This is a genomic window from Lactobacillus laiwuensis (assembly GCF_019972835.1).
Classification (GTDB): domain Bacteria; phylum Bacillota; class Bacilli; order Lactobacillales; family Lactobacillaceae; genus Lactobacillus; species Lactobacillus laiwuensis.
This window is the reverse complement of record NZ_BPPB01000006.1, coordinates 198909-222287: the sequence shown is the minus strand read 5'-3', so window position 1 is coordinate 222287 and position 23379 is coordinate 198909. Positions and strand designations below refer to the sequence as shown.

23 protein-coding genes are annotated in these 23379 nt (G+C 35.9%); 5 read left to right on the top strand and 18 right to left on the bottom strand.

Features of this window, described 5'->3' with window-relative positions:
- Positions 1-223: 223 nt before the first annotated feature.
- Genes glmM through murB form a run of 4 tightly spaced genes read right to left on the bottom strand, consistent with a single transcriptional unit; the run spans position 224 to position 4359 of the window.
- Entirely contained in the window at positions 224-1576 is a 1353-nt protein-coding gene (gene glmM / locus LDM92_RS06825) for a phosphoglucosamine mutase (RefSeq protein ID WP_223902565.1), read from the bottom strand.
- A 20-nt stretch (positions 1577-1596) separates the two neighbouring features.
- Positions 1597-2574: a CdaR family protein gene (locus LDM92_RS06820; RefSeq protein WP_109586111.1), complete on the bottom strand. Its 978-nt coding sequence runs from the start codon at positions 2572-2574 to the stop codon at positions 1597-1599.
- Positions 2571-3416, bottom strand: coding sequence for a diadenylate cyclase CdaA (cdaA, locus tag LDM92_RS06815; RefSeq protein ID WP_122052194.1), 846 nt, complete (start codon positions 3414-3416; stop codon positions 2571-2573). The genes LDM92_RS06820 and cdaA overlap by 4 nt, the downstream gene beginning before the upstream one ends.
- 43 nt (positions 3417-3459) lie before the next feature.
- Entirely contained in the window at positions 3460-4359 is a 900-nt protein-coding gene (murB, locus tag LDM92_RS06810) for a UDP-N-acetylmuramate dehydrogenase (RefSeq protein WP_223902564.1), read from the bottom strand.
- Positions 4360-4457: 98 nt separating this feature from the next.
- Here murB and LDM92_RS06805 point away from each other — a divergent pair, with 98 nt between their 5' ends.
- On the top strand, positions 4458-4991 hold the full coding sequence (locus LDM92_RS06805) for a 3'-5' exonuclease (RefSeq protein ID WP_223902563.1): 534 nt from the start codon (positions 4458-4460) through the stop codon (positions 4989-4991).
- Positions 4992-5024: 33 nt separating this feature from the next.
- Here the strand turns inward: LDM92_RS06805 and tsaE are convergent, their stop codons facing one another.
- The 3 genes from tsaE to LDM92_RS06790 are packed head-to-tail and all read right to left on the bottom strand — an operon-like array spanning position 5025 to position 7193.
- A complete protein-coding gene (gene tsaE / locus LDM92_RS06800; protein ID WP_223902562.1) occupies positions 5025-5498 on the bottom strand; it encodes a tRNA (adenosine(37)-N6)-threonylcarbamoyltransferase complex ATPase subunit type 1 TsaE in 474 nt (157 codons plus the stop codon).
- Positions 5488-6486, bottom strand: coding sequence for a phosphate acetyltransferase (gene pta, locus LDM92_RS06795; RefSeq protein WP_223902561.1), 999 nt, complete (start codon positions 6484-6486; stop codon positions 5488-5490). The genes tsaE and pta overlap by 11 nt, the downstream gene beginning before the upstream one ends.
- Positions 6487-6497: 11 nt before the next feature.
- Positions 6498-7193 (bottom strand): uracil-DNA glycosylase, encoded by a 696-nt coding sequence (locus LDM92_RS06790; RefSeq protein ID WP_187154425.1) that lies wholly within the window; start codon positions 7191-7193, stop codon positions 6498-6500.
- 194 nt (positions 7194-7387) lie between these two features.
- On the opposite strand from LDM92_RS06790, the gene LDM92_RS06785 reads away from it, so the two are divergent.
- Complete coding sequence (locus LDM92_RS06785; RefSeq protein WP_223902560.1) at positions 7388-8263, top strand: Cof-type HAD-IIB family hydrolase; 876 nt, start codon at positions 7388-7390, stop codon at positions 8261-8263.
- 10 nt (positions 8264-8273) lie between these two features.
- Positions 8274-8795, top strand: coding sequence for an LURP-one-related/scramblase family protein (locus tag LDM92_RS06780; RefSeq protein ID WP_223902559.1), 522 nt, complete (start codon positions 8274-8276; stop codon positions 8793-8795).
- A gap of 55 nt (positions 8796-8850) precedes the next feature.
- Here LDM92_RS06780 and LDM92_RS06775 read toward each other — a convergent pair whose 3' ends face one another.
- The 11 genes from LDM92_RS06775 to LDM92_RS06725 form a co-directional block, all read right to left on the bottom strand.
- Positions 8851-10419, bottom strand: coding sequence for an ATP-binding cassette domain-containing protein (locus LDM92_RS06775; protein WP_223902558.1), 1569 nt, complete (start codon positions 10417-10419; stop codon positions 8851-8853).
- Positions 10420-10789: 370 nt separating this feature from the next.
- Positions 10790-11359: a GDSL-type esterase/lipase family protein gene (locus tag LDM92_RS06770; RefSeq protein ID WP_223902557.1), complete on the bottom strand. Its 570-nt coding sequence runs from the start codon at positions 11357-11359 to the stop codon at positions 10790-10792.
- A 65-nt stretch (positions 11360-11424) separates the two neighbouring features.
- The gene (locus LDM92_RS06765; RefSeq protein WP_223902556.1) at positions 11425-12030 is read right to left on the bottom strand and encodes a hypothetical protein; all 606 of its coding nucleotides are present in this window, start codon (positions 12028-12030) and stop codon (positions 11425-11427) included.
- A gap of 123 nt (positions 12031-12153) precedes the next feature.
- Positions 12154-12693, bottom strand: coding sequence for a hypothetical protein (locus LDM92_RS06760; RefSeq protein WP_223902555.1), 540 nt, complete (start codon positions 12691-12693; stop codon positions 12154-12156).
- A 237-nt stretch (positions 12694-12930) separates the two neighbouring features.
- Positions 12931-13512: a hypothetical protein gene (locus LDM92_RS06755; protein WP_223902554.1), complete on the bottom strand. Its 582-nt coding sequence runs from the start codon at positions 13510-13512 to the stop codon at positions 12931-12933.
- A gap of 156 nt (positions 13513-13668) precedes the next feature.
- Positions 13669-14424 carry a triose-phosphate isomerase gene (gene tpiA, locus LDM92_RS06750; RefSeq protein WP_223902553.1) on the bottom strand — a complete coding sequence of 252 codons (756 nt, stop codon included), beginning with the start codon at positions 14422-14424 and terminating at the stop codon, positions 13669-13671.
- A 24-nt stretch (positions 14425-14448) separates the two neighbouring features.
- On the bottom strand, positions 14449-15660 hold the full coding sequence (locus tag LDM92_RS06745) for a phosphoglycerate kinase (protein WP_223902552.1): 1212 nt from the start codon (positions 15658-15660) through the stop codon (positions 14449-14451).
- 106 nt (positions 15661-15766) lie between these two features.
- Positions 15767-16783, bottom strand: coding sequence for a type I glyceraldehyde-3-phosphate dehydrogenase (gap, locus tag LDM92_RS06740; protein WP_046331890.1), 1017 nt, complete (start codon positions 16781-16783; stop codon positions 15767-15769).
- Positions 16784-16846: 63 nt separating this feature from the next.
- Complete coding sequence (locus tag LDM92_RS06735; RefSeq protein ID WP_373868652.1) at positions 16847-17917, bottom strand: sugar-binding domain-containing protein; 1071 nt, start codon at positions 17915-17917, stop codon at positions 16847-16849.
- Between the two features lie 360 nt (positions 17918-18277).
- Positions 18278-19270, bottom strand: coding sequence for an ornithine carbamoyltransferase (argF, locus tag LDM92_RS06730; protein ID WP_223902551.1), 993 nt, complete (start codon positions 19268-19270; stop codon positions 18278-18280).
- A 258-nt stretch (positions 19271-19528) separates the two neighbouring features.
- A complete protein-coding gene (locus tag LDM92_RS06725) occupies positions 19529-21055 on the bottom strand; it encodes an LBA0864 family S-layer associated protein (protein ID WP_223902550.1) in 1527 nt (508 codons plus the stop codon).
- A 165-nt stretch (positions 21056-21220) separates the two neighbouring features.
- On the opposite strand from LDM92_RS06725, the gene LDM92_RS06720 reads away from it, so the two are divergent.
- Together LDM92_RS06720 and LDM92_RS06715 are read left to right on the top strand one after the other, a co-directional pair.
- Positions 21221-22657 carry an APC family permease gene (locus LDM92_RS06720; RefSeq protein WP_223902549.1) on the top strand — a complete coding sequence of 479 codons (1437 nt, stop codon included), beginning with the start codon at positions 21221-21223 and terminating at the stop codon, positions 22655-22657.
- Between the two features lie 87 nt (positions 22658-22744).
- Entirely contained in the window at positions 22745-23194 is a 450-nt protein-coding gene (locus LDM92_RS06715; protein WP_223902548.1) for a Fur family transcriptional regulator, read from the top strand.
- The last annotated feature ends 185 nt before the right edge of the window (positions 23195-23379 follow it).

The following is a 23379-nucleotide window of genomic DNA, read 5'->3' as shown; positions in this document are numbered from 1 at the left end:
GATTCACCTTCATCAGTGTTAAACTGTAATTTTGTGAAAGCTTCGACTGCTAAATATACTTTTGGCAATCATTTAAAACCAATAAATACAGCAGCTGATGTCACGCCAGCTGGTATAGAAAAAGATATAAAAAAATAGAATAAGCTCCCCAAATGCGCCTTAGATTTGGGGAGCTTATTCTTGTTTACCTACTTTTTGGTCAAAAACAGTGGGGCTAATTTATTTATACTCCCATTTCCGCTTCAACTACATCAGTTATTCTCTTGACGTAAGCATTTGTTTCTTCTTGAGTAGGACCTTCAGCCATTACACGCAGAAGCGACTGTGTTCCGGAAGGCCGTACTAATACTCGTCCTTCATCACCCATTTCATTTTCAACTTCTTTGATGACATCTATAATTGGTTGGTGCTTTTTCCAGGATTTTTTATCTTTAACCGGAACATTAACCAAGCATTGGGGATATTCCTTAAAGTCAGTCAATAATTCTGTCAAACTTTTTCCAGTTCTTTTCATTACTAGCATTAGATGCAAGCCAGTCAACATACCATCACCGGTATTATGATAGTCACTCATGATAACATGACCTGACTGCTCTCCGCCTAAATTATAACCGTTTGCTCGCATTTCTTCTGAAACATACCTGTCGCCAACTTGAGTACGAACATTTTTAATCCCGCGCCTTTGTAATGCTTTGGTAAAACCGAGATTACTCATTACAGTAGTGACAATGGTATCTTTTTTTAGTCGACCGCCATCTTCCATGTAGCTTCCGAGAATATACATGATATGATCCCCATCAACTTCATGACCATTTTCGTCCACAGCAATGCAGCGATCAGCATCGCCATCAAAAGCGAGACCAAGTTGCGCACCCTGCTTAACAACTTCTTCCTGCAGCCTTTCAGTATGCGTAGCGCCAACATGATCATTAATATTCAAGCCATCAGGATGAGTAGCAATAGTAGTGAAATCAACCCCACAATCAGCAAATAACCGGGAAATCAAGCTGCTGGCAGCACCATTGGCACCGTCGATAACGACTTTGATGCCGCTAAGGTCTTCCGGAATAGTATTTTCAATAAATTGTAAATATTTGGCACCGCCTTCATGAAAGTCAGTGACTGAACCCAATCCTTTAGCAGAAGGTCTAGGCAAATTATCTTCTGGAGCATCAATTAGTTTTTCAATTTCGCCTTCCATTTCGTCTGACAATTTCAAACCATCACTACCAAAAAATTTAATACCGTTATCTTCTACAGGATTATGTGAAGCGGAAATTTGAACACCGGCATCAGCGCCTTGAGCGCGGACTAAGTATGACAAACCAGGGGTAGTAATTACACCAACTTCTAAAACTTCAATCCCAACGGAAAGAAGTCCGGATATCAAAGCGTATTCCAACATTTGACCAGAAATCCTGGTATCACGTGAGACTAAAACTTTTGCCTGCTCTTCCTTAGCTTTATTTTTAGTTAAAACGTAGCCACCATCACGACCCAGTTTAAATGCCAATTCTGGAGACAAGTCTTGATTTGCTACTCCACGAACTCCATCAGTGCCAAAATATTTTAACATTAGTAAACAACCTCTCTATCTTAATTATTTTTATTTTTTGAATCGTTTGCATTATCTACTTTTACTTCTACAGCAATTTGCGTGGGATTAGACTTAACAATACCATCAGGTAAATCTAGAGTAATAGTCTTAGTTGTAGTAGAAGTAACCGAACCTAAATCAACAGGAACCTCTAGATTTTTTATTTTTGCTAAATCTTTTTCATTACCAAATAACGTAACATACTTATTTTTTACAGTAAGCGAATACACCTTATCTACTTTTTCATGTTCAGGTTTGAGCTTTATTTTAACTGCTTTTTTAGATGTGGTAATTGGGATTGTCACTTTAGCTGTAGCTGGATCAATTACAACATTAAGTTGTCTGCCCTTACGATCTTCAGCTATTAAACTGACTTGACGTTCATAAGTATGATCGATTCCATTAGGTAGAACAACTTTGGCAATTATTTGATCAATTTGATCAACCTCGGAACGAGCTCCAGTAACCTCTACTTGTTGTGGGTATACACTGGAGTGTCCAAGCTGATATCCCTCACCAACTGCACTCTTATTATACTCTATTTGTATGGGCATAGTTGTGGACTTTCGCCGTTGAATATTAACTTCAACGCTGCGTGGATTAACAGAATAGGAAATCTGCTTATTAATACCATTTACATGTACTTTAACATTGTGTTGACCAATGCTTTTTTTCGTTAAATCGATATATGCTCTGAAATTTTGGGTATTGATAGTTGAGGTAACCAATGCAGTGGATCCTTCAAGGGTAACGCTTACTTTTTCAGGATAACCCACAACATAAAATTTGTCTGTATCTACCGAAACTTGTAAGGGAACTTTAATAGTTTGCGTTTTATTTGCAGTCTGCTTAGTTTTATCCGTCTGTCCCTGAGACAAAAATCCTTCTTGGGTAGAATTAACATAAATTACCAGTAACACAGCAATTAAAAGGGAAACTAGCCGAATAAACCATGATTTTTTCCAAAACTCTTTCATCGATCGGCACCCCATTTCCATATCTTACGAATAATTTTTTGATACCATTTGTCGTTACCACTTTTCTTGGGGACCAGTTCTGCATTAAGATACTTTAAGTATTCATCTCGTGTCATGTCAACTAAAAAGCGACCATTACGTGTGATCGTTACCCCACCTGTTTCTTCTGAAACGACAATGGTAATTGCATCAGTCACCTCTGATATACCAACAGCTGCACGGTGACGAGTTCCGAGTCTCTTAGGAATCATACTATTATCAGACAAGGGTAAATAAGCTGCCGCCACTGCAATTTTGTGATCCTTATTAATAATGACTGCACCATCATGTAATGGAGTATTAGGTATAAAAATATTAATTAATAGTTCTCCAGTAACATCAGCGTTAAGCTTAATCCCAGTTTCGATATAATCCTCTAGGCCAGTTTCTTGTTGGATAGTAATTAATGCACCTATTCTTCTTTTCGACATATATTGAATAGCTTTATCAAGTTCATTAATAAACTGAATTGATTCAGCACGGGCACTGTCTTCTCGACCACCAAAAATGGGCAGGCGACCCAAATGTTCGAGACCTCGTCTAATTTCTGGCTGAAAAATTACTATTATCCCAACAACTGACCATGAAACTATTTGATCAATAAGCCAAATCGTTGTGTGTAACTGAAAAATGCCAGCAAGGATACGAACAATAAAAATCAAGACAATTCCTTTGGCTAACTGAACAGCCTTGGTTCCTCTGATCAAAATTACCAGGTGGTAAACGACAAACCAAATAATCAGAACATCAAGAATTATTGAAAGGTTACCCCATGTAAAAATGTGTGCTCCACTACTCTGCATAAATGCTCCCTTCTATCATAGACAAACTTAATAATTTTTCGGGTTAATCATTAGGTTTACCAATGATTCTAACTTCAGTATGTAAATCCAGACCGAATTTTATTTTGATTTTTTCTTGAATCAAATGAATCAGGTCAAGATAGTCAGTTGCAGTGGCATTACCCTTATTCACTATAAAACCCGCATGCTTTGTAGAGTCTTGAGCACCACCAATTTGTTTTCCTTGTAAACCGGCTTGAATAATCATAGGACCAACATAATGACCGGTTGGTCGTTTAAAAACACTGCCACAAGAAGGGTATTCCAATGGTTGTTTATATTGACGCAAAGCATTTAAATAATTCATATCCGCCAGAATGCGGTTTTTTGCAGATTTTTTTAATGCAAAAACTGCTTCTAATACAATGTCGCCATTCTCTTGAACCAACGAGTGACGGTAAGAAAACTTCATTTCCGACTGAGAATAACTTTTAAACTTACCAGAACGGGTCATTACCCTGACACTCTCAATAACGCTACAAGTTTCTCCTCCATAAGCACCAGCATTCATGAACACAGCACCCCCAACACTGCCGGGTATTCCAGCTGCAAATTCCATACCGCTGAGACCATGATGAGCAGCAGTAAAAGCCGTATCAACAATAGTCGCTCCCGCTTGAGCAATTACTTTATTTTTATCAACTTTAATTTGATTCATTTTGGTTAAAATTAGAACTATACCTGAGATACCACCATCACGAATTATTAAATTGGAAGCATTTCCTATTATAGTCAAGGGAATATTGTTATCATGTGCGGCAATTACCAAGTTTTTTAGCTCACTTTCATTTTGTGGAAATGCAAGAAATTCAGCTGGTCCCCCTGTTTTTGTAAATGTATATTTACTAAGCGGAACCTGCCTTTTTATTTCTATGCCATTTTTGGTTAAATCTGATAATTTCAAATCAAAAATCCCCTTTGTCTAATCTTTTTCTATTTTACCGCATTCAGTTAATTGCTTCATCATATGTTATACTAAAATTAAAATTTAAAGGAGATAATATGAATTTCGTCGCGATGGATTTTGAAACAGCCAACCGGCATCCAGAGAGTGCTTGTTCTTTGGCACTGGTGATGGTACGAGACAATCAAATTATAGATCGTTTTTATACGGTAATTAATCCCCAAATGCCTTTTGATGCTCGCAACATTCAAATTCACGATATCACTGCAGCAGATGTCAAAGATGCCCCAACGATGGCTGAAGTTTGGCCTAAAATTAAGGATTTATATCAACCGGGGATGTTAGTAACGGCTCATAATGCCCGCTTTGATACTAATGTCATGCGACAGAGCTTGGCACGCTATGACATACCTGAACCACATTATTTTGTCATTGATACTTTACGCACCAGCAAGTTATTTGAACCCAAATTACCTAACCATAAACTTGACACTGTTTCAAATGCCCTTGGTGTAGAATTATGGCACCACCATAATGCATTAAGTGATAGTGAAGCATGTGCTGGTATATTAATAGCGCAAGATAAACAATATGGTGACGAAGCGTTGAAAAACTTGGTTTACCAAATATAACATAAAAAAGTAGGGCCTTTTAGACCCTATTTTTTAACTTATTTTTTCTATAATATTTTCTGCCCATTGTTTATTCCTACTGCCTTTGGGCGCAAATTCAACTATTCGCTTAGTCGAATCCCAACTATCATCAACACGCTTAATAGTGATTTCTAGAAAAGTTTCTGGTAATTGTTCCTGCACAATTTCTGGCCATTCAATCACTACTATGCCAGGTTCAGCCAAATATGCATTCAAATCGATCGAAGATAGATCATCTTCTTCTAAACGATAAAAATCCATATGATACAATGGCAATCTGGCCTCAGGATATTCGCGGACAATTGTAAATGTAGGACTTTTGACCGGTCGCTTAATTCCTAGTTCCCGACCAATCCCTTGAGTTAAGGTGGTTTTACCTGCGCCCAAATCACCATTTAACAGTAATAAATCATGAGCTTGTGCAGTTTGAGCTATAACTGCACCTAATTGTTGCATTTCCTGTGTAGAATTGACCTCAAGCTTCATTTTCTTCATCCCTTATTAGTGCCTGGGCAGCAGTTAAAACGGCAATGTTATAAACATCTTGAGTATTAGCTCCGCGCGAAAGATCATTAACAGGTTTGCGCAATCCCTGCAAGATGGGGCCAATAGCCGCAAAGTTACCTAGACGTTGAGCAATTTTATAAGAAATGTTGCCGGACTGCAATTCAGGAAAAATAAAAATATTTGCTCGTCCCTTAATGACAGATTCTGGAGCTTTTTTAGCAGCTACTTCAGGCACAAAAGCAGCATCAAATTGTAACTCACCATCTGCAGGAATATCTGGATGTTGTTGTTTAAAAATTTCTGTAGCTTGTTCAACTTTGGTAACCATATCTGCCTGGGCAGACCCTTTAGTTGAAAAACTTAAAAATGCAACTTTAGGATCAATATTAATCATTTGGGCAGTCTTAACTGACTGATATGCAATTTCAGCTAAAGTTTGGCTATCGGGATCTAGATTAATTGCGCAATCAGCAAAGATATATTTTTCATCGTGCCGCTCCATAATAAAACTGCCAGAAACCCGTTTCATGCCTTTAGCGGTGTGGATCAATTGCAAAGCCGGCCTTACCGTTGCGGCAGTCGAATGAGTTGCTCCTGATACCATGCCGTCGGCCAGCCCCATTTCAACGAGCATAGTGCCAAAATAATTTGGATCTTTTACTGTTTCTGCTATTTCAGTGGGGTCAACTTTTTTCCCTCGTGCGTTGATAAAGCTCTGCACCATAGCTGCCTTGTTCTCATAGTGAGCCGGATCAATTATTACTAACTCGCTAAAAGTTAAATTTTGTTCTTGTACCAAACTAGTTATCTTCGCGGAATTGCCTAATAAAATGGGCTTAACAACATTATCTAAAGATAATTTGCTGGCTGCGTTTAAAATGCGGAGGTCATCTCCTTCAGGAAAAACAATCTGATACCTTCTGTGTGACTTTTGTACTTTATTTTTTAATAAATCAAAAACGCTCATTTATTTCCTACCTATGCTAAATCTGCTTGTGTAACTTTGGTCGGCAACTGCCAATCAATGGGAATTTCGTTAAAATTTTTTAGTGCTTCGTTGCAGCGTGAAAAAGGTCTTGAACCAAAAAATCCTCTGTCTGCGGAATACGGACTTGGATGAGCTGATTTAATCACAAAGTTTTTATCTTGGTCAATCAAAACGATTTTATTTTGAGCATAGCGACCCCACAGTATAAAAACTACTTTACCACGGTCGCTCAAAGCCTTAATTGCGGCATCAGTAACTTCTTCCCAGCCCTTTCCTTGATGACCGTTAGCATGACCGTAAGGGACAGTTAGAACAGCATTTAATAGTAAAACTCCCTGATCTGCCCATTTTTTTAAATAACCATGATTAACGGGTCTACAACCCACATCATCATAAAGTTCCTTATAAATGTTTTGCAGAGAAGGTGGCAATTTTACACCGGGATTAACTGAAAAGCTCATCCCTGTTGCCTGACCAGGATTATGATACGGATCCTGTCCCAAAATGACTACTTTAGTATTTGCAAATGAAGTTAACTTAAAAGCGGTAAAAATATGATACATATCAGGATAAATCTTTTTGGTCGCATATTCTTTTTTTAAAAATTCATGTAATCGCTGATACTTTTCACTGTTAAACACTGGAGCCAAGATTTCATCCCAGTCGTTTCCAATAAATTTTTTCATCACCTAAACAGCCTCTCTTTCGTTAACTTTTATGTTATCATGAAATTAATAATGAAACTGGGACAATAACTACTTTTAATTTCTTTTAATTTTCATGTGAAGTTGATAAAAATTAAAGGTAAGGTTTTCTTCATAATGTTAACATGTAAAGTACTCATTTAACTAGCAAAATTGGAGGAGGAGTAATTTTACCATTGATTAAATTAGTAGCTTGTGATTTAGACGGAACTCTTTTTAACAGTGATATGGCTATATCAGACAAAAATGTCGCTGCGATTCGTGCAGCACAAAAAAATGGTATTGAATTTTTAGTGGCAACCGGACGCGCGCCGCGACAATCTCGTAAAACTATGCATGATTATGGCCTTAAAACTGGCTTTATTAACATTAATGGTGCATTAGTCTATGATGCAGATGCCAATTTAAAGGTTAAGCACAAACTGCCAAATAAAAAAGCCAGTCTAATTTCAAAAATCCTCAGGGAAAACAATATTTATTTTGAATTAGTCACTGCTGAAAAGATTTTCTCAACGGATACTAGTAAGCGAATAGTTAATTTGGCTCGTTCCTTAATGTTACTTGATCCCAAGGTCAATTATAAAAAAGCTGTTGCTACAGCTGCAGGTAGTGATGCTATGCTTAGCATGACTTTAGTAGACGATTATGATCACTTACTGACAAATCCCAAGATTGAAATCATGAAAATTATTGCCTTCGATGGTCGCGGTCAAGCTGCTTTTACTCAAGCTAAAAAAGAAATCAATGCTTTAGGTGACGTTGTTGTGACTTCAAGCTCAGCTGCTAATATTGAGATTAATGATGCCAAAGCACAAAAGGGACCAGCGCTTCTTGATTATGCACGTCAAAAGGGTATTAAACGTGAAGAAGTAGCTGCTATTGGCGATAATTTAAATGATGCCAGCATGATTAGAGATGCCGGAACAGGGGTGGCTATGGCCAATGCTGTTCCGGCAATAAAAGATTTAGCACAAGTCAAAACCAAGTCAAATAATGAAGATGGAGTTGCTTATGTTTTAAGAAAATTTATCAAGGATAATGCAAAAGAATAGAGGTGCTTAGATGCGCTATTTATTGGAATTAACTCAAAAACAGGAATATGGTCAAATTCCTGTAGCAAACGAACAGAATAGAATTCAGTATATAATTCAAGGCAATTTAGATAATCCCAACCATACTCTGTACTTAAAAAAAGTTAACGGTGAAGAAATCGGACGTCTTTATACCGATGGCAATGGATTTATTTCTTCCTACACAATTGATGTTATTAACCATTCCTTAGTAAAGGTTAAACGCTTAAACAATAAATTAGCAAACCTTTTTTATATTACTAGATTAAATTACATAGTCTCTGGCAGTATCAAAAAGGGAAGTTATAAGTTTCTCTTTGGTATCAAAAAAGTCGCAACAGTAAATACTGTTGTTCAAAGTGAAGGGGTAGTTCTCATTTGCGACATTGAACGACCTGAAGATGTTCCTTTTATTTTATTATGTGCTACGCTTTTCACCCAGTGGCATACTACACCATTGAGACTGCCAACTTTTCCACCTATTGGTCGTAAATATAATGTTAACTTTAATTAATATAGTTACTAGTAAATAAGCCCGACTTTGCTGGTAACTTTTTTTACTTTTAAAACTAATTTAATGACAAATTTTTAAAAGAGAACTGAGCAATTTCTTCATTTCGATGGGAAACTACTATTACTGTTTCAACTCTTTTAAGTAATTTTTGTAATAGTTCTTGTGCTGTTTGCAAATCAATACTGGAAAAACTTTCATCAAGTAAAATCATTTTACCTTTAGTATCAATCAGCCTGGCCAATGCAACACGCTGCTCCTGTCCACCCGAAAGCGAATCGAATTGCCATTCATCGCTAATATTAAAATCTTTCTTTACTAAGTCGAGAATTTTTTTATTATAGCTGCGATCGAGCAAAATATTATAATCAATTGAGCGCGGAAAAATTGTAACTGCTTGTGGCATATAAACAATCAATGAATTAATTATGCTTCGCGGTATGGTATTAATATCAACTCCATTAAGCAGTATTTTCCCCCGACTGGGTTTTAATTGACCAGTAATTAACTTCAATAAGGTCGACTTCCCCCGTCCCGAAATACCATTTAGCTTATAAAAATCTCCTTTTTTAAAAACAAAAGAAAAATTATGCAATATTTCTTCTTTTGCTCGAGGATATGCAAAAGAAACATTGCGAAATTCCAAAGTTCTGAATTCCATTGGAAAAGTTGTTTTAGCAAATTTTTCAACCTTATTTTCATTTTCTTCTTTCAAATTATTAAACTTGGCAAAGATACTTGATGTAGAAAGAAGTTGGGCAAAATAACGGTTAATAATACCTGCTGAGTCGAACACTTTAGTAGCTAATTCGGCCGTAGCCAATATAGCTCCGGCGCTGATTTTTCCTTGAAAATGCAGTGCCCCAGTAATTCCTAAAATAAGCAGTTGAATTCCTATATTAATCACACCAGTTATAATATCAACAGCTGAACGTCTAACTGTGTTATGTACATTCGCCTCTTTTAGTGATTGTGAACCAGCAGCTACTAATTTCTTTATTTCGCTGAGAACATTAAAGGCATATAAAGTATCATAACCGTGCAAACCACTGCTCGTATATTTTAAAAATTTTTCATTTGCCTGAGAGATCTTAGCAACTCCGGTAGTAAGAAACTTTTTACAAAAACGCGGAACTAAAACAATTATCAAAACTAAAATAATTGCAGCAAGAAAAAGAATATAATTATAAAGATATAGTGCTGCTAAAGCAAAAATCGCATTACCGCTAAAACGTACAATTAGAAAAAAGGTATTTAAGCCTTCTTTTTGAATTAAATTGACATCATTTTGTAAGTAAGACTCATAATAATCAACAGGATTTTCTTTAAATTTATTTTGAGGAAGTTTAATTAAACTGGTAACAATGTCACTGCGAATATCACTTAGAATATCCTGAGTGGCGTTTTCTTGAAGATAATTTTCAAAAAAGGAAATGATAAATGTTAAAAACCAGAGCATAAATATAATGACTAACATTTTAGTAAAGGAGGCAATTTTACCCGCAATAAGATAATTTGCGAGTACAGCCATTTTGGTAGCAGCCAAAACTTGCAATACTGAATTAACCAGTAGTAATAAACAAGCTACTATAACTGAGAATACATGTTTTTTCAAATAATGGTACATTTTGACCCTCCTTAACTACTATTCAGTTAATAAATAGTTTTTTACAGCTGATTTAATTAATTTATAATTTATTAATAATATTAACAAAAGGTATTAGGTCAAACAAGCTATCGTTATAAACATTTTATTTCAGTAAAACATAAAAAGCCTTCCTAAAACATAATTTTAAGAGGACTTTTGGACGGAATTAAATTTCGGTTGACCTTTCATATACCAATTTTTCTTTTTCAAAAGTTAACAAGTGATCATCAAAATGGCTAATTTTACAGCTCCGACAATTATCTGAATTTCTTTAAAATCCCTTATCCGATTAATAAATAGTATAAGCTTTTGAGGTAACTCTATAGCAAACAAAATAAAGGAGTATTTTTTAACTTTGTAATTCTTTTAATAGTAAATCTGACAATAACTTGTATCCTTCCGTTCCAAAATGCAAACCATCATTCAATTGTCCTTGACAAAGATTCTTTAAGTCACCATGTTTAATCATAGCTTGAAATAGGTTAATAAAATTCAAATTATAAGTTTTGGCTAGTTTTATTAATTCTGTAGTATAAATAGCTATTTCACGATTGTTTCTCTTTTTTTGTCTGGTCTCATCAACTGCAGGCGGTGAAATCAAAATTACATTTTGCGGATAATATAAACAAATTACGCTGGAAATTATGAGAGACATATTTTTACTAAATTGTGTAACTGGAACATTTTTGTGCAGGGCCAAGTCATTAATTCCCAAGAGTAAAATTAATTTGTCACGACGCTCAACTTTTAACACTAAATCGGGAAATAATGCGTAAAATGCTCCTGAGTTAATACCAGAAACTGCCGTATTAACTAAATTTGTGCCTGGTATTTTTTCTTTTATCTCTGCATTAATACGAGGCTCTTTTAAGCCATCTTTGCGTGCAATAATGCTATCCCCTGTTAACAGTAGTTTCACGATTTCTTCCTAACTTTTCATAAAAAAACTGTAATCACAAATAGTTGGGACTACAGTTTAATATTTTAACGTGGATTAATTTTACTATATTTCATATTTTTAAATTCATACGCACTATACTTATTAGTTAAAGTTTTAGATTTAAAATATTGATTTATTATTAGACCGTTTTCAGGATTACCTTGAAATAGTACTTTATGAGTTTTACCTGCAATTGATTCTTTTTTGACTATAAAAGCAAAGCCGTTTTTAAAAGTTTTCTCTTGGACTGGGCTTAAAATAATCCATTTATTACCTTTTATTTTCTTACTTGTAACACGCATGTATTTTGCAAGTTCATCTTTGTTACTTTGTTTCCATGCATTAGGCATTTGCCAAGGATACTTTTTTGTTCCTTTAACAAAACCTGTTTTCACAACTTTAACATAATCATTTGTCCAAGGAGTATTAAACGCAGTCTTGTGAATAATCATGGGGCTCGGTGTAAGATTATTGTTGCTAAACCATTTACCCCGCCAAGTCTTGGGAAATTTAAATTGCTGTCCCAATCTAAGCTGGCTCTTCTGGTTTTGCGCAGCCTGCACTGTTTGTGGCTCGCTTGCTTTAGTTGATACACCAAGTGATAGAGTGAGAGATGCTATAGCAATTAGTGCAGTGATTTTTTTAGACATTCATTTTCTCCTAAAAATAATTATTATATAGTAATAATTATAAACTTGCTGTTCAATTTAAGAAATACATTTTTAAAGCAAAAACTGGTTCCATTTAAAAACCAGTTTTTTATTCTGAAATATTTACTTTTTTTGATATTGATTAAAAACAGGGGCATACGTTTCATTCTTAAAATGATAATTTTGAAATTTTTGTGCTAATTTTCGTGAACGATAAAATTGATCATAGATTTCACCAGTCTCAGGATTAGCTTCAAACATTACTTTCTGGGTTTTACCGTCAATTTTTTTATTTTGTAAACTGAAAGCATATCCTATTTTAATATTATTTTCATCAATCGGACTAAAAACTGTCCACTTTTTATTTTTTAAATTTTTAGTTGTTACTCGTCCCAAATTTTTGAATATTTTATTGTGTTTTGTAAACCAACTGTGAGGCATTTGCCATAAGTATTTATTAGTACCTTTAACTTTGCCGACCGAAACTAATTCAACGTATTCTCCAGTCCAAGGTGTGTTGAAACCATTTTTCTTAATAATCATGTTGCTTAAGTGACCATGTGTATTACTAAACCACTTGCCCCGCCATGATTGTGAAAACTTGAAATCTCTTTTAAAGCCATACTTAGTTTTATTACTGATTTTCTTAACGGATTTTTGCACCTTAACAGTCTGAGCTTGATTTGTCTGGCTATTAATAATTCCACCAGCTGCAGCTAAAGCAATTACTGCTGCTGTCTAAATCGCAGTTTTATGAAGTTTCATAGTATTGCCTCCCTTACTAGAACTTTTACCTCATATTATGGACAGGTATTTCCTTTATTGCAAGCAGTATCATTGAAAGTAAACAAAAAGCCACTATGAATAGTGACCTCGATTACTTAGGAAAAATGCATGAAATTACCATTCTCCGTATCTTTTAAGCTCTTTAGGTTTATGACCGCCATATTTTTGAGCCAGCTTGCGCGTTTTCCAATAAACATTAGTAATTCTAAATGAAGATGTAGTTCTATCAATTAAAACCTTATGGCCCTTATAATGATACAAGCCAAGACTCTCGCCTGACAAGACCGGACTTACCCACGGATACATGGATATGTATTTTATGCTTTTATCTTTTTTAAACTTTACTGGATAAACTACTCTTAACCAGTTCCGAGCCGCTTTAGGAATTTTGGTGCCTTCAAAATTAGCTTTTTGTTTATGCAATGTACTACCGGCAATCGTGTGCGCCGTAATTTTGATCTTATCAATTTTCTTTGCTTTAATTCCATTGATGTCAAAATACTTGCCATACCATGTGCCGCGCATTTTTTTAGGTACAGTAAATTTTCCTAGGTCTCCCTTAACATGTTTTGCCTCTATAACATTATTAAAATCCGCAAAATTACTATTACTTTGACTAACACAAAATCCTAAAATTAGCACTCCCAAGAGTGCTACTAATATTTCTGCTAGTTTAAAATTGACTTTCTTTTTCATTTCACTGCCTCATTTTATTATTTATATATAAATTATTTATAAAATTATAGTATTTTATATTTTATTACAAATCAAGCACAAAATAATTATATTTTTCGGTTAAACAAAAAAAGTTTCTGTGAATTGCAGAAACTTTTTGCTAAATTGCATTTAAAATTAATCTTGGTAATTTACTAATTCTAAGAATGAATCAGGCTTAAGTGAGGCACCACCAACTAAACCACCATCAATGTCTGGTTTAGCCATTAATTCTTTAACATTGCCAGGATTTACTGAACCACCATATTGAATTCTAACGTTCTCAGCAGTTTCTTCGTTGTATAAATCTTTAACAGTGTCACGAATAGTCTTGCACATTTCTTCAGCTTGATCAGAACTGGCAGTCTTACCTGTACCTATTGCCCAGATAGGTTCATAAGCAATAACTAAGTTAGAAACTTGATCAGCAGTAAGGCCAGCAAGTGCAGCCTTGATTTGACTGACTACCCAATCTTCTTGCTTGTTGGCTTCACGAGTTTCAAGTGATTCACCACAGCAAATAATTGGCGTAATGTCATTAGCAAATAAAGCTTTAGCCTTCTTGTTAATATCTTCGTCTGTCTCGTGGAAGTAGCCACGGCGTTCAGAGTGACCAATAATGCAGTAATTCATGCCCATTTCTTTTAAAACTTTAGGTGAAGTTTCACCAGTAAAGGCACCCTCATCCTCAAAATAAGCATTTTCTGCACCGACACGTAATTCAGAACCATTTGCGGCTTGGGCTAAACTTTCGAGATCAACAGCAGGAGCGCAAATCAGTGCTTCAACTTTACTTGCTTCTGGCAATTTATCCTTTACAGCAGCAACAAATTCCTTTGTTTGCTTGGGATTCATATGTAATTTCCAGTTACCAGCAATAATTGGTGTACGCATGTAAATAATGTCCTTTCTTAAAGTCTATTTGTCTGAAATGCAGGCAATTCCTGGTAATTCTTTACCTTCAAGGTATTGCAAAGAAGCACCACCACCAGTTGAAATGTGGGTGATCTTTGGAGCGATACCAAGTTGTTTAGCGGCTGCAGTTGAGTCACCACCACCGATAATAGTAGTAGCATCAGTTAAATCAGCAAGAGCCTTACCAACTTCTAACGTGCCTTCAGCAAAATTAGACATTTCAAAGGCACCCATTGGTCCATTCCAAACAACAGTCTTGGCATCTTTTAAAACATCCTTGAACTTGGCAACAGTCTTAGGACCGATATCAAGACCCATCATGTTTTCTGGAATGTCATCACCAACAGCTTTACGAGCTGCATCATTTGAAAATTCTGTTGCTGCAACGTTGTCAACAGGTAATACAATCTTGCCATCAGCGTCTTTTAACAATTTTTTAGCAAGATCAACTTTATCTGGTTCAAACAAAGACTTACCAATTTCATGACCTTGGGCAGCTAAGAAAGTATAAGCCATACCACCACCAATTAAAATGTGGTCTGATTTAGGAATAAGGTTGGTAATAACGTCAATCTTGTCTGAAACCTTAGCACCACCTAAGATGGTAACAAATGGGTGTACAGGGTTAGCAACAGCATCACCCAAGAACTTGATCTCTTTTTCCATCAAGAAACCAGCAGCAACAGGCTTGCCATCCTTCTTCATAGCTTCGGCAATACCTACGTTAGAAGCATGACTTCTGTGTGCAGTACCAAAGGCATCGTTAACATACATGTCACCTAATGAAGCCCAGTATTCACCTAACTTAGGATCATTCTTGCTTTCACGTTTGCCAAAATCATTGTCAATATCTTGGAAACGAGTGTTTTCAAGAACAGCAACGTCACCGTCTTGCATCTTGGCAACGGCATCTTCAACTTCTTTACCTTCGTTAGCTGGAACAAAGGTTACTGGCTTCTTTAAAAGTTCGCTTAAACGCTCAGCAACTGGTTTTAATGACAATTCTTTCTTATCATCATCTGACTTTACACGTCCCAAGTGACTAAGCAAAATTGCCTTACCACCATTTTCAATGATGTATTTAATAGTAGGAAGGGCAGCAACAATTCTGTTGTCGTCTCCAATCACACCATCTTTAATTGGCACGTTAAAATCAACACGAACTAAAACCTTTTTGTCTTTTACATCAAGGTCAGAAACAATTAATTTAGCCATCTATATCCTCCGATAACTTAATTATTTTTATTTTGAAAAAAAGGCGGAAGGAAGAATTTCCCTCCGCCTTCTCTTTCACCACTTAACAGTAATCAAATATTACAGATTAAAGAGTAGCAAATTTCAACAAAGTACGAACCATTTGGCAAGTGAATGAGTATTCATTGTCATACCAAGCAACAGTCTTAACTAATTGATTGTCACCGGCAGTAGTTACCATAGTTTGAGTTGGATCAAAGATTGAACCAGCAGTCATACCAACTACATCACTTGAAACGATTTCGTCATCGTTGTAAGCAAATGATGGGCTTTCGTACTTCTTCAATGCTGAGTTAACTTCGTCAGCAGTAACTTTCTTGTCAAGGATTGAAACTAATTCAGTTAATGAACCATCAGTAACTGGAACACGTTGTGCGTGACCGTTAACTTTACCATTCAACTCTGGAACAACAAGACCGATAGCCTTAGCAGCACCAGTTGAGTGAGGAATAATGTTAACTGCAGCAGCACGAGCTGAACGCTTGTTACCACCACGAACAGGACCATCCAAAAGCATTTGAGTTGAAGTGTAGGCGTGGATAGTAGTCATAGTAGCTACCTTGATGCCAAACTCTTTTTGCAAAGCATCAACCATTGGTGCTAATGAGTTAGTAGTACATGAACCAGCTGAAACGATCTTGTCGTTAGCATCTAAAGTATCATCGTTTACTGAGTAAACAATAGTCTTTAAGTCATTGCCGGCAGGAGCTGAAATCAAGACTCTCTTGGCACCTGCGTCAAGGTGAGCTTGTGACTTAGCCTTGCTGGTGTAAAAACCAGTACATTCAAGAACAAAGTCAACACCATCATTCTTAACCCAAGGAATGTTTTGAGCTTGTGGTTCTGCGTATACACGGTATTTCTTACCATCAACAACGATTGAATCTTCAGTAGCTGAAACTTCGTGGTCAAAGGTACCATGAGTTGAGTCATATTTTAGCAAGTGTGCCAAAAGTGCTGGGGTAGTCAAGTCGTTAATAGCAACAACTTCAATATCCTTTGACTTTTCGCCTAAGTCCATAATGCGACGGAATGCCAAACGACCAATACGGCCAAAGCCGTTAATACCAATTTTAACTGTCATATTCTAAAGTCCTCCTTAAGAACTATGTAAGAACTGTAAACATCAATTTATTTTAAATGAGAATTACTTCTCCTTTAAAATCTTCTCTGAGGCTCCCTCATCAGTAATCAACCAGGTTTGATGAGGAGCATTAGGCATATAAGCCTTGATTGCTTTAGCCTTACGACCGCCGCAAGCAAATGCAAATATGTGAGGTATTTTATTTAGATTCTCAAACTGCAAGCCAACCTGATGCACGCGGTCAACAATCTTTCCTTCGCCATCGAAAAAACACCCAAAACATTCGGTGACTACTTTTTTTTCACGCAATTCAGATAAGCGAATTGAATCGTATCCTCTGCGCCTAGCCATGTCGTGAGCTAATCCAATTCCGTGAATTACTACATCAGTTTGTGAAATATCTTCAAGCACATCAGTAAATGTAGATTCACGAATTAAAGATTTGTAAGCTGCTGATGAAATTTGTTCTGGTAAATATAACGTTTTATACTTACCACCAGTTTCAGCTGCCATCTCTTGCACAATAGTATTGCTTTGAATTGCAACATTTTCACCCAAAGCTCCACGACCTGGCACAAATACCAGCTGTCGATTTTTACTTAAACTTTTAGACAAATTCCTAGTAGATCTTGCAAGAGCTTCACCACCAAGAACAGTAATAATTGAATGTCCTAAAGGTAAAATCAGGTCTAGAGCCGCATTAAGCTCTTCACCCATTCTCTCATAGACCAATTCCTGTAAATCGCTATCTCCCGGGACAATAATTGTCCGTTCAATACCAAGTTTACGCGCCAAATCAATTTCAGATTTGCGAGCGTTAAACAGGCGATCTATTAGAGGTGCGGCCTCCTGCAATATCTTTTTGCCCTTCTCTGTCATAAACATGCCAAAACTCTTGATCTCAATCAAACCATGATCACGCAAATATTCAGTTTCTGTTCGCACATTTCTTTCGGATAGTCCTAATGACTGAGCTACACTTCTGCGACCTATTGGTGCATTAAGTGATATTTGCTCAAGAACAAGATATCTTTGTCGAAAAACTTTTAAGATGTCAGGAACGAGAGCTTCAAGCACGGGAAATTCCGAGTACACTAATATCTCTCCTTCTTCCGGGACCAAATCGACCCACATATTGTCATTAAATGTCCCAGATTGTCTAAAAATATATGAGAAACGTGACCTGACCTTAATCAAGTTACTCATTTCTCAATCGACAACTATAGTATAGCAACACACAAAAAATAATTCAAGTTTAAATGAATCAATTAGAAAGTCTTAATATTTTCGACCTAGTCTTTTTCTTTTGTTAAGGAAAAACAATTCAATTTTTAGTCTTTTTCTGTTATACTTGTTGTTGTGCCAATTCTGGGTCCTTAGTGTAATGGATCGCACGTAAGATTCCGGTTCTTAAAATCTGAGTTCGACTCTCAGGGGACCCATTGAATTAAAAAGAGTATCTCTTGCAATTTAGCAAAAGATACTCTTTCTGTTTTAAGCTAATAAATTTTGTATAGCTTCTTGATTCTCAATATTTAGCTTATCTTTAAGCAAATACGTAAATACTGCTCTCATTGCTGTTTTTTTGTTTGCAGCTTGCTGCCAGACAATAGATTTTTTGCCATCAAGAACAGAAGCCGTTACTTCTTCGCCTCGGTTTGCTGGCAAACAGTGCATAAACTTAACGGACGGATTTTTTGTTTTAGCTAATAACTTATCATTAACTTGGTATTTAGGATAAAAAATCTTCATATATTCGTCTTTGCCAAGCTCTTGCTCATATAGACCATACCAAACATCTGTATAAAGGAAATCAGCATTTTCCATTACTTTTTCATCATCAGAAAGTGTAATTGTACCACCATTTTCCTGAGCCATTTTTGTGGCTTTGTCCAATACTTCTAAAGGCAGATGCTTTTCTTCAGGACCATACTGAACAAAGTGCATCCCCATTTGTGCACACAAAAATAGTGCTGAAACTGTAATCTGAGTTGCATCCCCCACAAAAACCAGCTTAACATCAGATAGTTTTTTCCCTTGAGGCAAAAATTCCTTGATTGTAATTAAATCTCCAAGAGCTTGTGTTGGATGATCGTTATCACTCATGAAATTAACTACGGGTGCAGGCGAATTTTGAGCAATTTCAACAATATCGTCATGACTGGCAGTTCTAACCCCAATGATATCAACCAGGTCACCTAAAGCATGACTCGTATCAGCTAAGCCTTCATGACCATTTTCTCCCAATTGAATTTGACCAGGTGCTAAATACAATGCGTGACCGCCAAGTTCAGTCATGGCAGTTTCAGCTGAACAACGTGTTCTTGTAGATACCTGATCAAAAATCATACCCAGACTTTTTCCTTTTAATAACGATGGGTAATATCCATGATTAATAGTTGCTTTAATTTTAATACCCAGCTCAGCTAAATATTCCATTTCGTCTTTTGAAAAGCTACAAGTATCAATAAAGTCTCTTTTAACCAAAAAATCCTCCTTAAAATAACTACTATTTGTGTTGTTGCGTATCATAATACAGGAATTCCGCTTCTTTTAAAACCAATTGGGGTCGAATATAGAAAATTTTAATTACTTTTAAAAAATTTTAAAGCAAGAGTTGAAGTATAAATTTTAAAACTAAACTTATAACTAAACTCATAATTGATAGTATTTTTCATTTATCTCAAGTTCAAAAATGATAAACAAAAAAAGCAGCTTGATTATCAAGCTGCTCAGTATATATTTTTAATTCGTATTACCGGCTGTTAGTTCCCCTCTTTGAGCAAACTCAACGTAAAGCTTATTGCCATATGAGGATAATCCTTCAATTTCACGTCTAACATTCAAATGGTGGGTCTTCTTAAATGTACCATCTTTATCAACTTTGAAGATGTAATCATTAAAACCAACATAGAATTGACTGTGCTTTTGATCATAAGTAAAGCCTTGAACTGGAGAATGGTTGCTTACAAAGTTGCCTTTGGTAGCACCAACTTCAACTGGAGTCCAGGTATCACCACTGCGGGTAACTTTCCAATATTCATAATAACCGTGGCCACCATTATGGAAGAGACAATACATAGTGTTGTCACCAGCAAAGGTGGCATTGTGAATATATCTTGGACTACCATAGTTAGAAATTCTAAAAGTCCAAATTTGATTAATCTTCATGTCTGACTTACGTATTTGCAAAATTTCTTCAGAAGCATCTGAATTGCTTGAAGTATTATTATTGGCAATTACGTAAACATATTTAGATGATGAACCAATGGCCTGACCATGTCCTAATTTAATATAAGGACTAACTTTAATATGTGAAGCATATTTCTTGAAGGTTGACCAGTTTAAGGTTAATAAGTTTTGAGCCTTAAACTTGTTAATGTGTTTTAAGTCATAAGAAACTAAGTGACCGTTTTGAGCTTTACTAGAATTAAAGACCGCAACAGTAAAGTTTGAGCCATGAACAGTAATTCCTTCAGGAATTACACCTACCTGACCCATTTTATCGCCAGCCTTGTGGTAGTCAAGACTTACAAACCGGGGCTGGAAGAGCTTAGTTTTTAACGTTAATCCATTAGCTCTAAAAGTATTGGATCTGGTTTCAGGGGTATAGTGATGAGCTGCATTCCAATTTCTGGAAGAAGACTTGGAACTTCCCTTCCAAGTTGTAACTTCCTTTGGACCCTTCTTAGGGGTTTTATTGGCTCTTGCGATGCCTTCGTTTTTGTCAGAGCGAACAGTCACAGCAACACTAGCCTTAGCTTTGCCATAACTGTAATTAACAGTAGTTTTTCCTGGTGTGCCTGAATTAATCTTAGATTTAGATACATTAACTTTACTTGCGTCAACGGCTGTTCCGGCACTATCAGTCACATAATTAATAGCATCTTTGGTGTTAAACGAATACTGCTTATTTTGTACTAAACTAACTTTATTAGCTACTGAAATTTTATTTCTGGCAAAAAAGTTTTGGTTAACCCAGCCAACAGTACGACCGTCAACAATTATTTTCCAAAACTTGCCCTTTTTAGTATTAATTGACTTCTTAGATTGAATCTGTGCGTGTTTAAAATATTTTGTCGAAGTAAATTTTCCGGATGGTCCTTTCTTCGAAGCATGACGATAAACTGCATAGTTACCATTACCAGCTATTTTAGTGACGGCCTTATGATAACTTTTAGCAGAAATGTAAAAATTATTACTCCCAACAAATAAACCAACTGCGGCTATAGTTCCAGCAACCAGCAGCGTGTTTTTAAATCTTTTTTTCATTAAAGCTTACAACCCTTCTTTTATAATATAATAACAGTTTTGCACTTTTTTAGGCATAAATCAATAATTACCGACGTTATAAAAAATAAACTACTTTTTATTAGATTTTTAAAAACATTTAAGCTAAAATAATAAAATTGTTATCTTAAAATAAGGAGTAGTTTCATGGGTGAAACACCAAACAATTCTAAAAAGATGATGTGGACAACGCTTGCTACTATGGCTTTTTCTATAGTATGGAGCTTCGGCAACGTTGTCAACGGATTTATATATTTTGATGGCACAAAGGTAATTTTTAGCTGGATAGTTATTTTCCTGCTTTTCTTTATCCCTTATGCCCTAATGGTTGGTGAACTAGGGTCTGTTTTTAAAGATTCTGAAGGTGGTGTGGCTTCTTGGATTAACGCCACTATTGGACCTAAATGGGCATATTATGCTGGTTGGACCTTTTGGGCGGTTCACGTAGTTTACATTTCTAGTAAAGGTACAGGTGGCTTGAGAGGCATGGCCTGGGGTATCTTTGGAAATACTAATTGGTATGACAGTCTGCCAACAGCTTGGACACAACTAGCTACATTAGTAATCTTTTTATTCTTTTGCTGGGTAGCCAGTCGAGGAATTCCAGTAATTAAAACTTTGTCGACAATTGCTGGTACTTCAATGTTCATCATGTCAATTTTATTTATTATCATGATGTTTGCGGCGCCAATGATTAATCCGCACGCTAATTTCAATACTGTAAACTGGAATTGGCAAAATTTTGTACCAGATTTTAACATTAAGTATTTTACTTCTCTGTCAATTTTAGTATTTGCTGTCGGTGGAGCGGAGAAAATTTCGCCATATGTTAATAAATTGAAAAATCCTTCGAAAAATTTCCCGAAAGCAATGTTAGGCTTGGCCGGAATGGTGATGATTTCAGCTATTTTGGGCACAATTGCTTTAGCATTAATGTTTGATCCTAAGACTGTTAATGGCAATTTGAATGAATACATTTCAAACGGCCCTTACATTGCCTTTCAAAAATTGGGTGAATATTACAGAGTTGGTGGATTATTCCTCTACATCTATGCCTGGTGCAATGTGATTGGTCAATTTTCTGCTTTAGTTATAAGTATTGATGCTCCCCTAAGAATGCTGTTAGGAGGCAAAGAAGCTAAAGATTTCATTCCTAAAAAGCTTTTAAAAGTTAATAAACATGGTGCCTACATTAACGGTATTTGGATGATTGTTATTCTTTCTGGTGGAATTATAGCACTTCAAGCCGTTATGCCTGATGCACAAGCAGTAATGGCACAATTGGTTAAACTTAATTCAATAGTAATGCCAATGCGATATCTATGGGTTTTCATTGCATATTTGGCTTTACGAAAACAACATGAAAAGTTTCATAACGGTTTTGACAACTACCAAATGACCAAGCACCAGTGGCTGGCATATATAGCTGGTCTTTGGGGATTGGCAGTTACTATTGCATGCTGTTTAATGGGTATGTACTCATCAGATCCGTTCACGCTATGCTTAAATATTGCTACACCTGTAGTATTACTGCTACTTGGTTTGATTATGCCAACTATCAGACGCCACCAAGAAGAAAAATAATAATTAAATAAAATCGCCTTGCTTAAGGCGGTTTTTTCTTTACCAAAAATGCTAAACTATAACTAAATAATAAAGGAGATGAGAACTTTGCCTAATTTTCATGATGATGCTGAAGAATTGTTACGTAGTCACCACTTAAAAGCTACTAAACCCCGCTTAAAAATATTAGAATACTTAATGGCACATCATAATCATCCTACTGCGGCCACAATATTTTCAGCAATTAGTGGTGATGAACCTACTTATCGTGCTACGGTTTACAATACTCTAAACAAATTAGTTGATGCCGGAATTGTAATCGAAATAAAAAATGGCGATGATTCTCTGCACTACGATTATTTTGTCAAACCCCACTTTCATATTATCTGTAAAAAGTGTGGTAAAATAGCTGACGTTTATTATCCTGATTTTGACTCAATTGAAAGTCACATGAGAACAGAGGCAGAAAAACAAACTGGGTTCGTCACATCTTCTAGTCATGTTGAAATATATGGTTTATGTCCTGACTGTCTAAAGAAAGAAAAAAGAGTTGAATGATACGACTCCTAAATTTAAAAAATATGGGGGTCACATCAAAGTGGCTCTTTTTTTGTTTATGATAAATAATTTATTGGTAATTTTCTTTAACCAGATTTATTTACCATTGCTTTTTGCTAACTGATCCAATTCTGCTTCTACAAGCTGAAATTTGAGAACTAAAGTAGATCAGTACAACCTTTTTG

Bases quoted from the DNA above. Each gene is read 5' to 3' on its own strand.
- LDM92_RS06775 (WP_223902558.1), bottom strand. From the start codon at position 10,419: ATGTACCATTATTTGAAAAAACATGTATTCTCAGTTATAGTAGCTTGT.
- LDM92_RS06820 (WP_109586111.1), bottom strand. From the start codon at position 2,574: ATGAAAGAGTTTTGGAAAAAATCATGGTTTATTCGGCTAGTTTCCCTT.
- glmM (WP_223902565.1), bottom strand. From the start codon at position 1,576: ATGTTAAAATATTTTGGCACTGATGGAGTTCGTGGAGTAGCAAATCAA.
- LDM92_RS06720 (WP_223902549.1), top strand. From the start codon at position 21,221: ATGGGTGAAACACCAAACAATTCTAAAAAGATGATGTGGACAACGCTT.
- LDM92_RS06780 (WP_223902559.1), top strand. From the start codon at position 8,274: ATGCGCTATTTATTGGAATTAACTCAAAAACAGGAATATGGTCAAATT.
- tpiA (WP_223902553.1), bottom strand. From the start codon at position 14,424: ATGCGTACACCAATTATTGCTGGTAACTGGAAATTACATATGAATCCC.
- LDM92_RS06725 (WP_223902550.1), bottom strand. From the start codon at position 21,055: ATGAAAAAAAGATTTAAAAACACGCTGCTGGTTGCTGGAACTATAGCC.
- LDM92_RS06765 (WP_223902556.1), bottom strand. From the start codon at position 12,030: ATGTCTAAAAAAATCACTGCACTAATTGCTATAGCATCTCTCACTCTA.
- LDM92_RS06735 (WP_373868652.1), bottom strand. From the start codon at position 17,917: ATGTGGGTCGATTTGGTCCCGGAAGAAGGAGAGATATTAGTGTACTCG.
- tsaE (WP_223902562.1), bottom strand. From the start codon at position 5,498: ATGAAGCTTGAGGTCAATTCTACACAGGAAATGCAACAATTAGGTGCA.
- cdaA (WP_122052194.1), bottom strand. From the start codon at position 3,416: ATGCAGAGTAGTGGAGCACACATTTTTACATGGGGTAACCTTTCAATA.
- gap (WP_046331890.1), bottom strand. From the start codon at position 16,783: ATGACAGTTAAAATTGGTATTAACGGCTTTGGCCGTATTGGTCGTTTG.
- pta (WP_223902561.1), bottom strand. From the start codon at position 6,486: ATGAGCGTTTTTGATTTATTAAAAAATAAAGTACAAAAGTCACACAGA.
- LDM92_RS06805 (WP_223902563.1), top strand. From the start codon at position 4,458: ATGAATTTCGTCGCGATGGATTTTGAAACAGCCAACCGGCATCCAGAG.
- LDM92_RS06755 (WP_223902554.1), bottom strand. From the start codon at position 13,512: ATGAAAAAGAAAGTCAATTTTAAACTAGCAGAAATATTAGTAGCACTC.
- LDM92_RS06790 (WP_187154425.1), bottom strand. From the start codon at position 7,193: ATGAAAAAATTTATTGGAAACGACTGGGATGAAATCTTGGCTCCAGTG.
- LDM92_RS06745 (WP_223902552.1), bottom strand. From the start codon at position 15,660: ATGGCTAAATTAATTGTTTCTGACCTTGATGTAAAAGACAAAAAGGTT.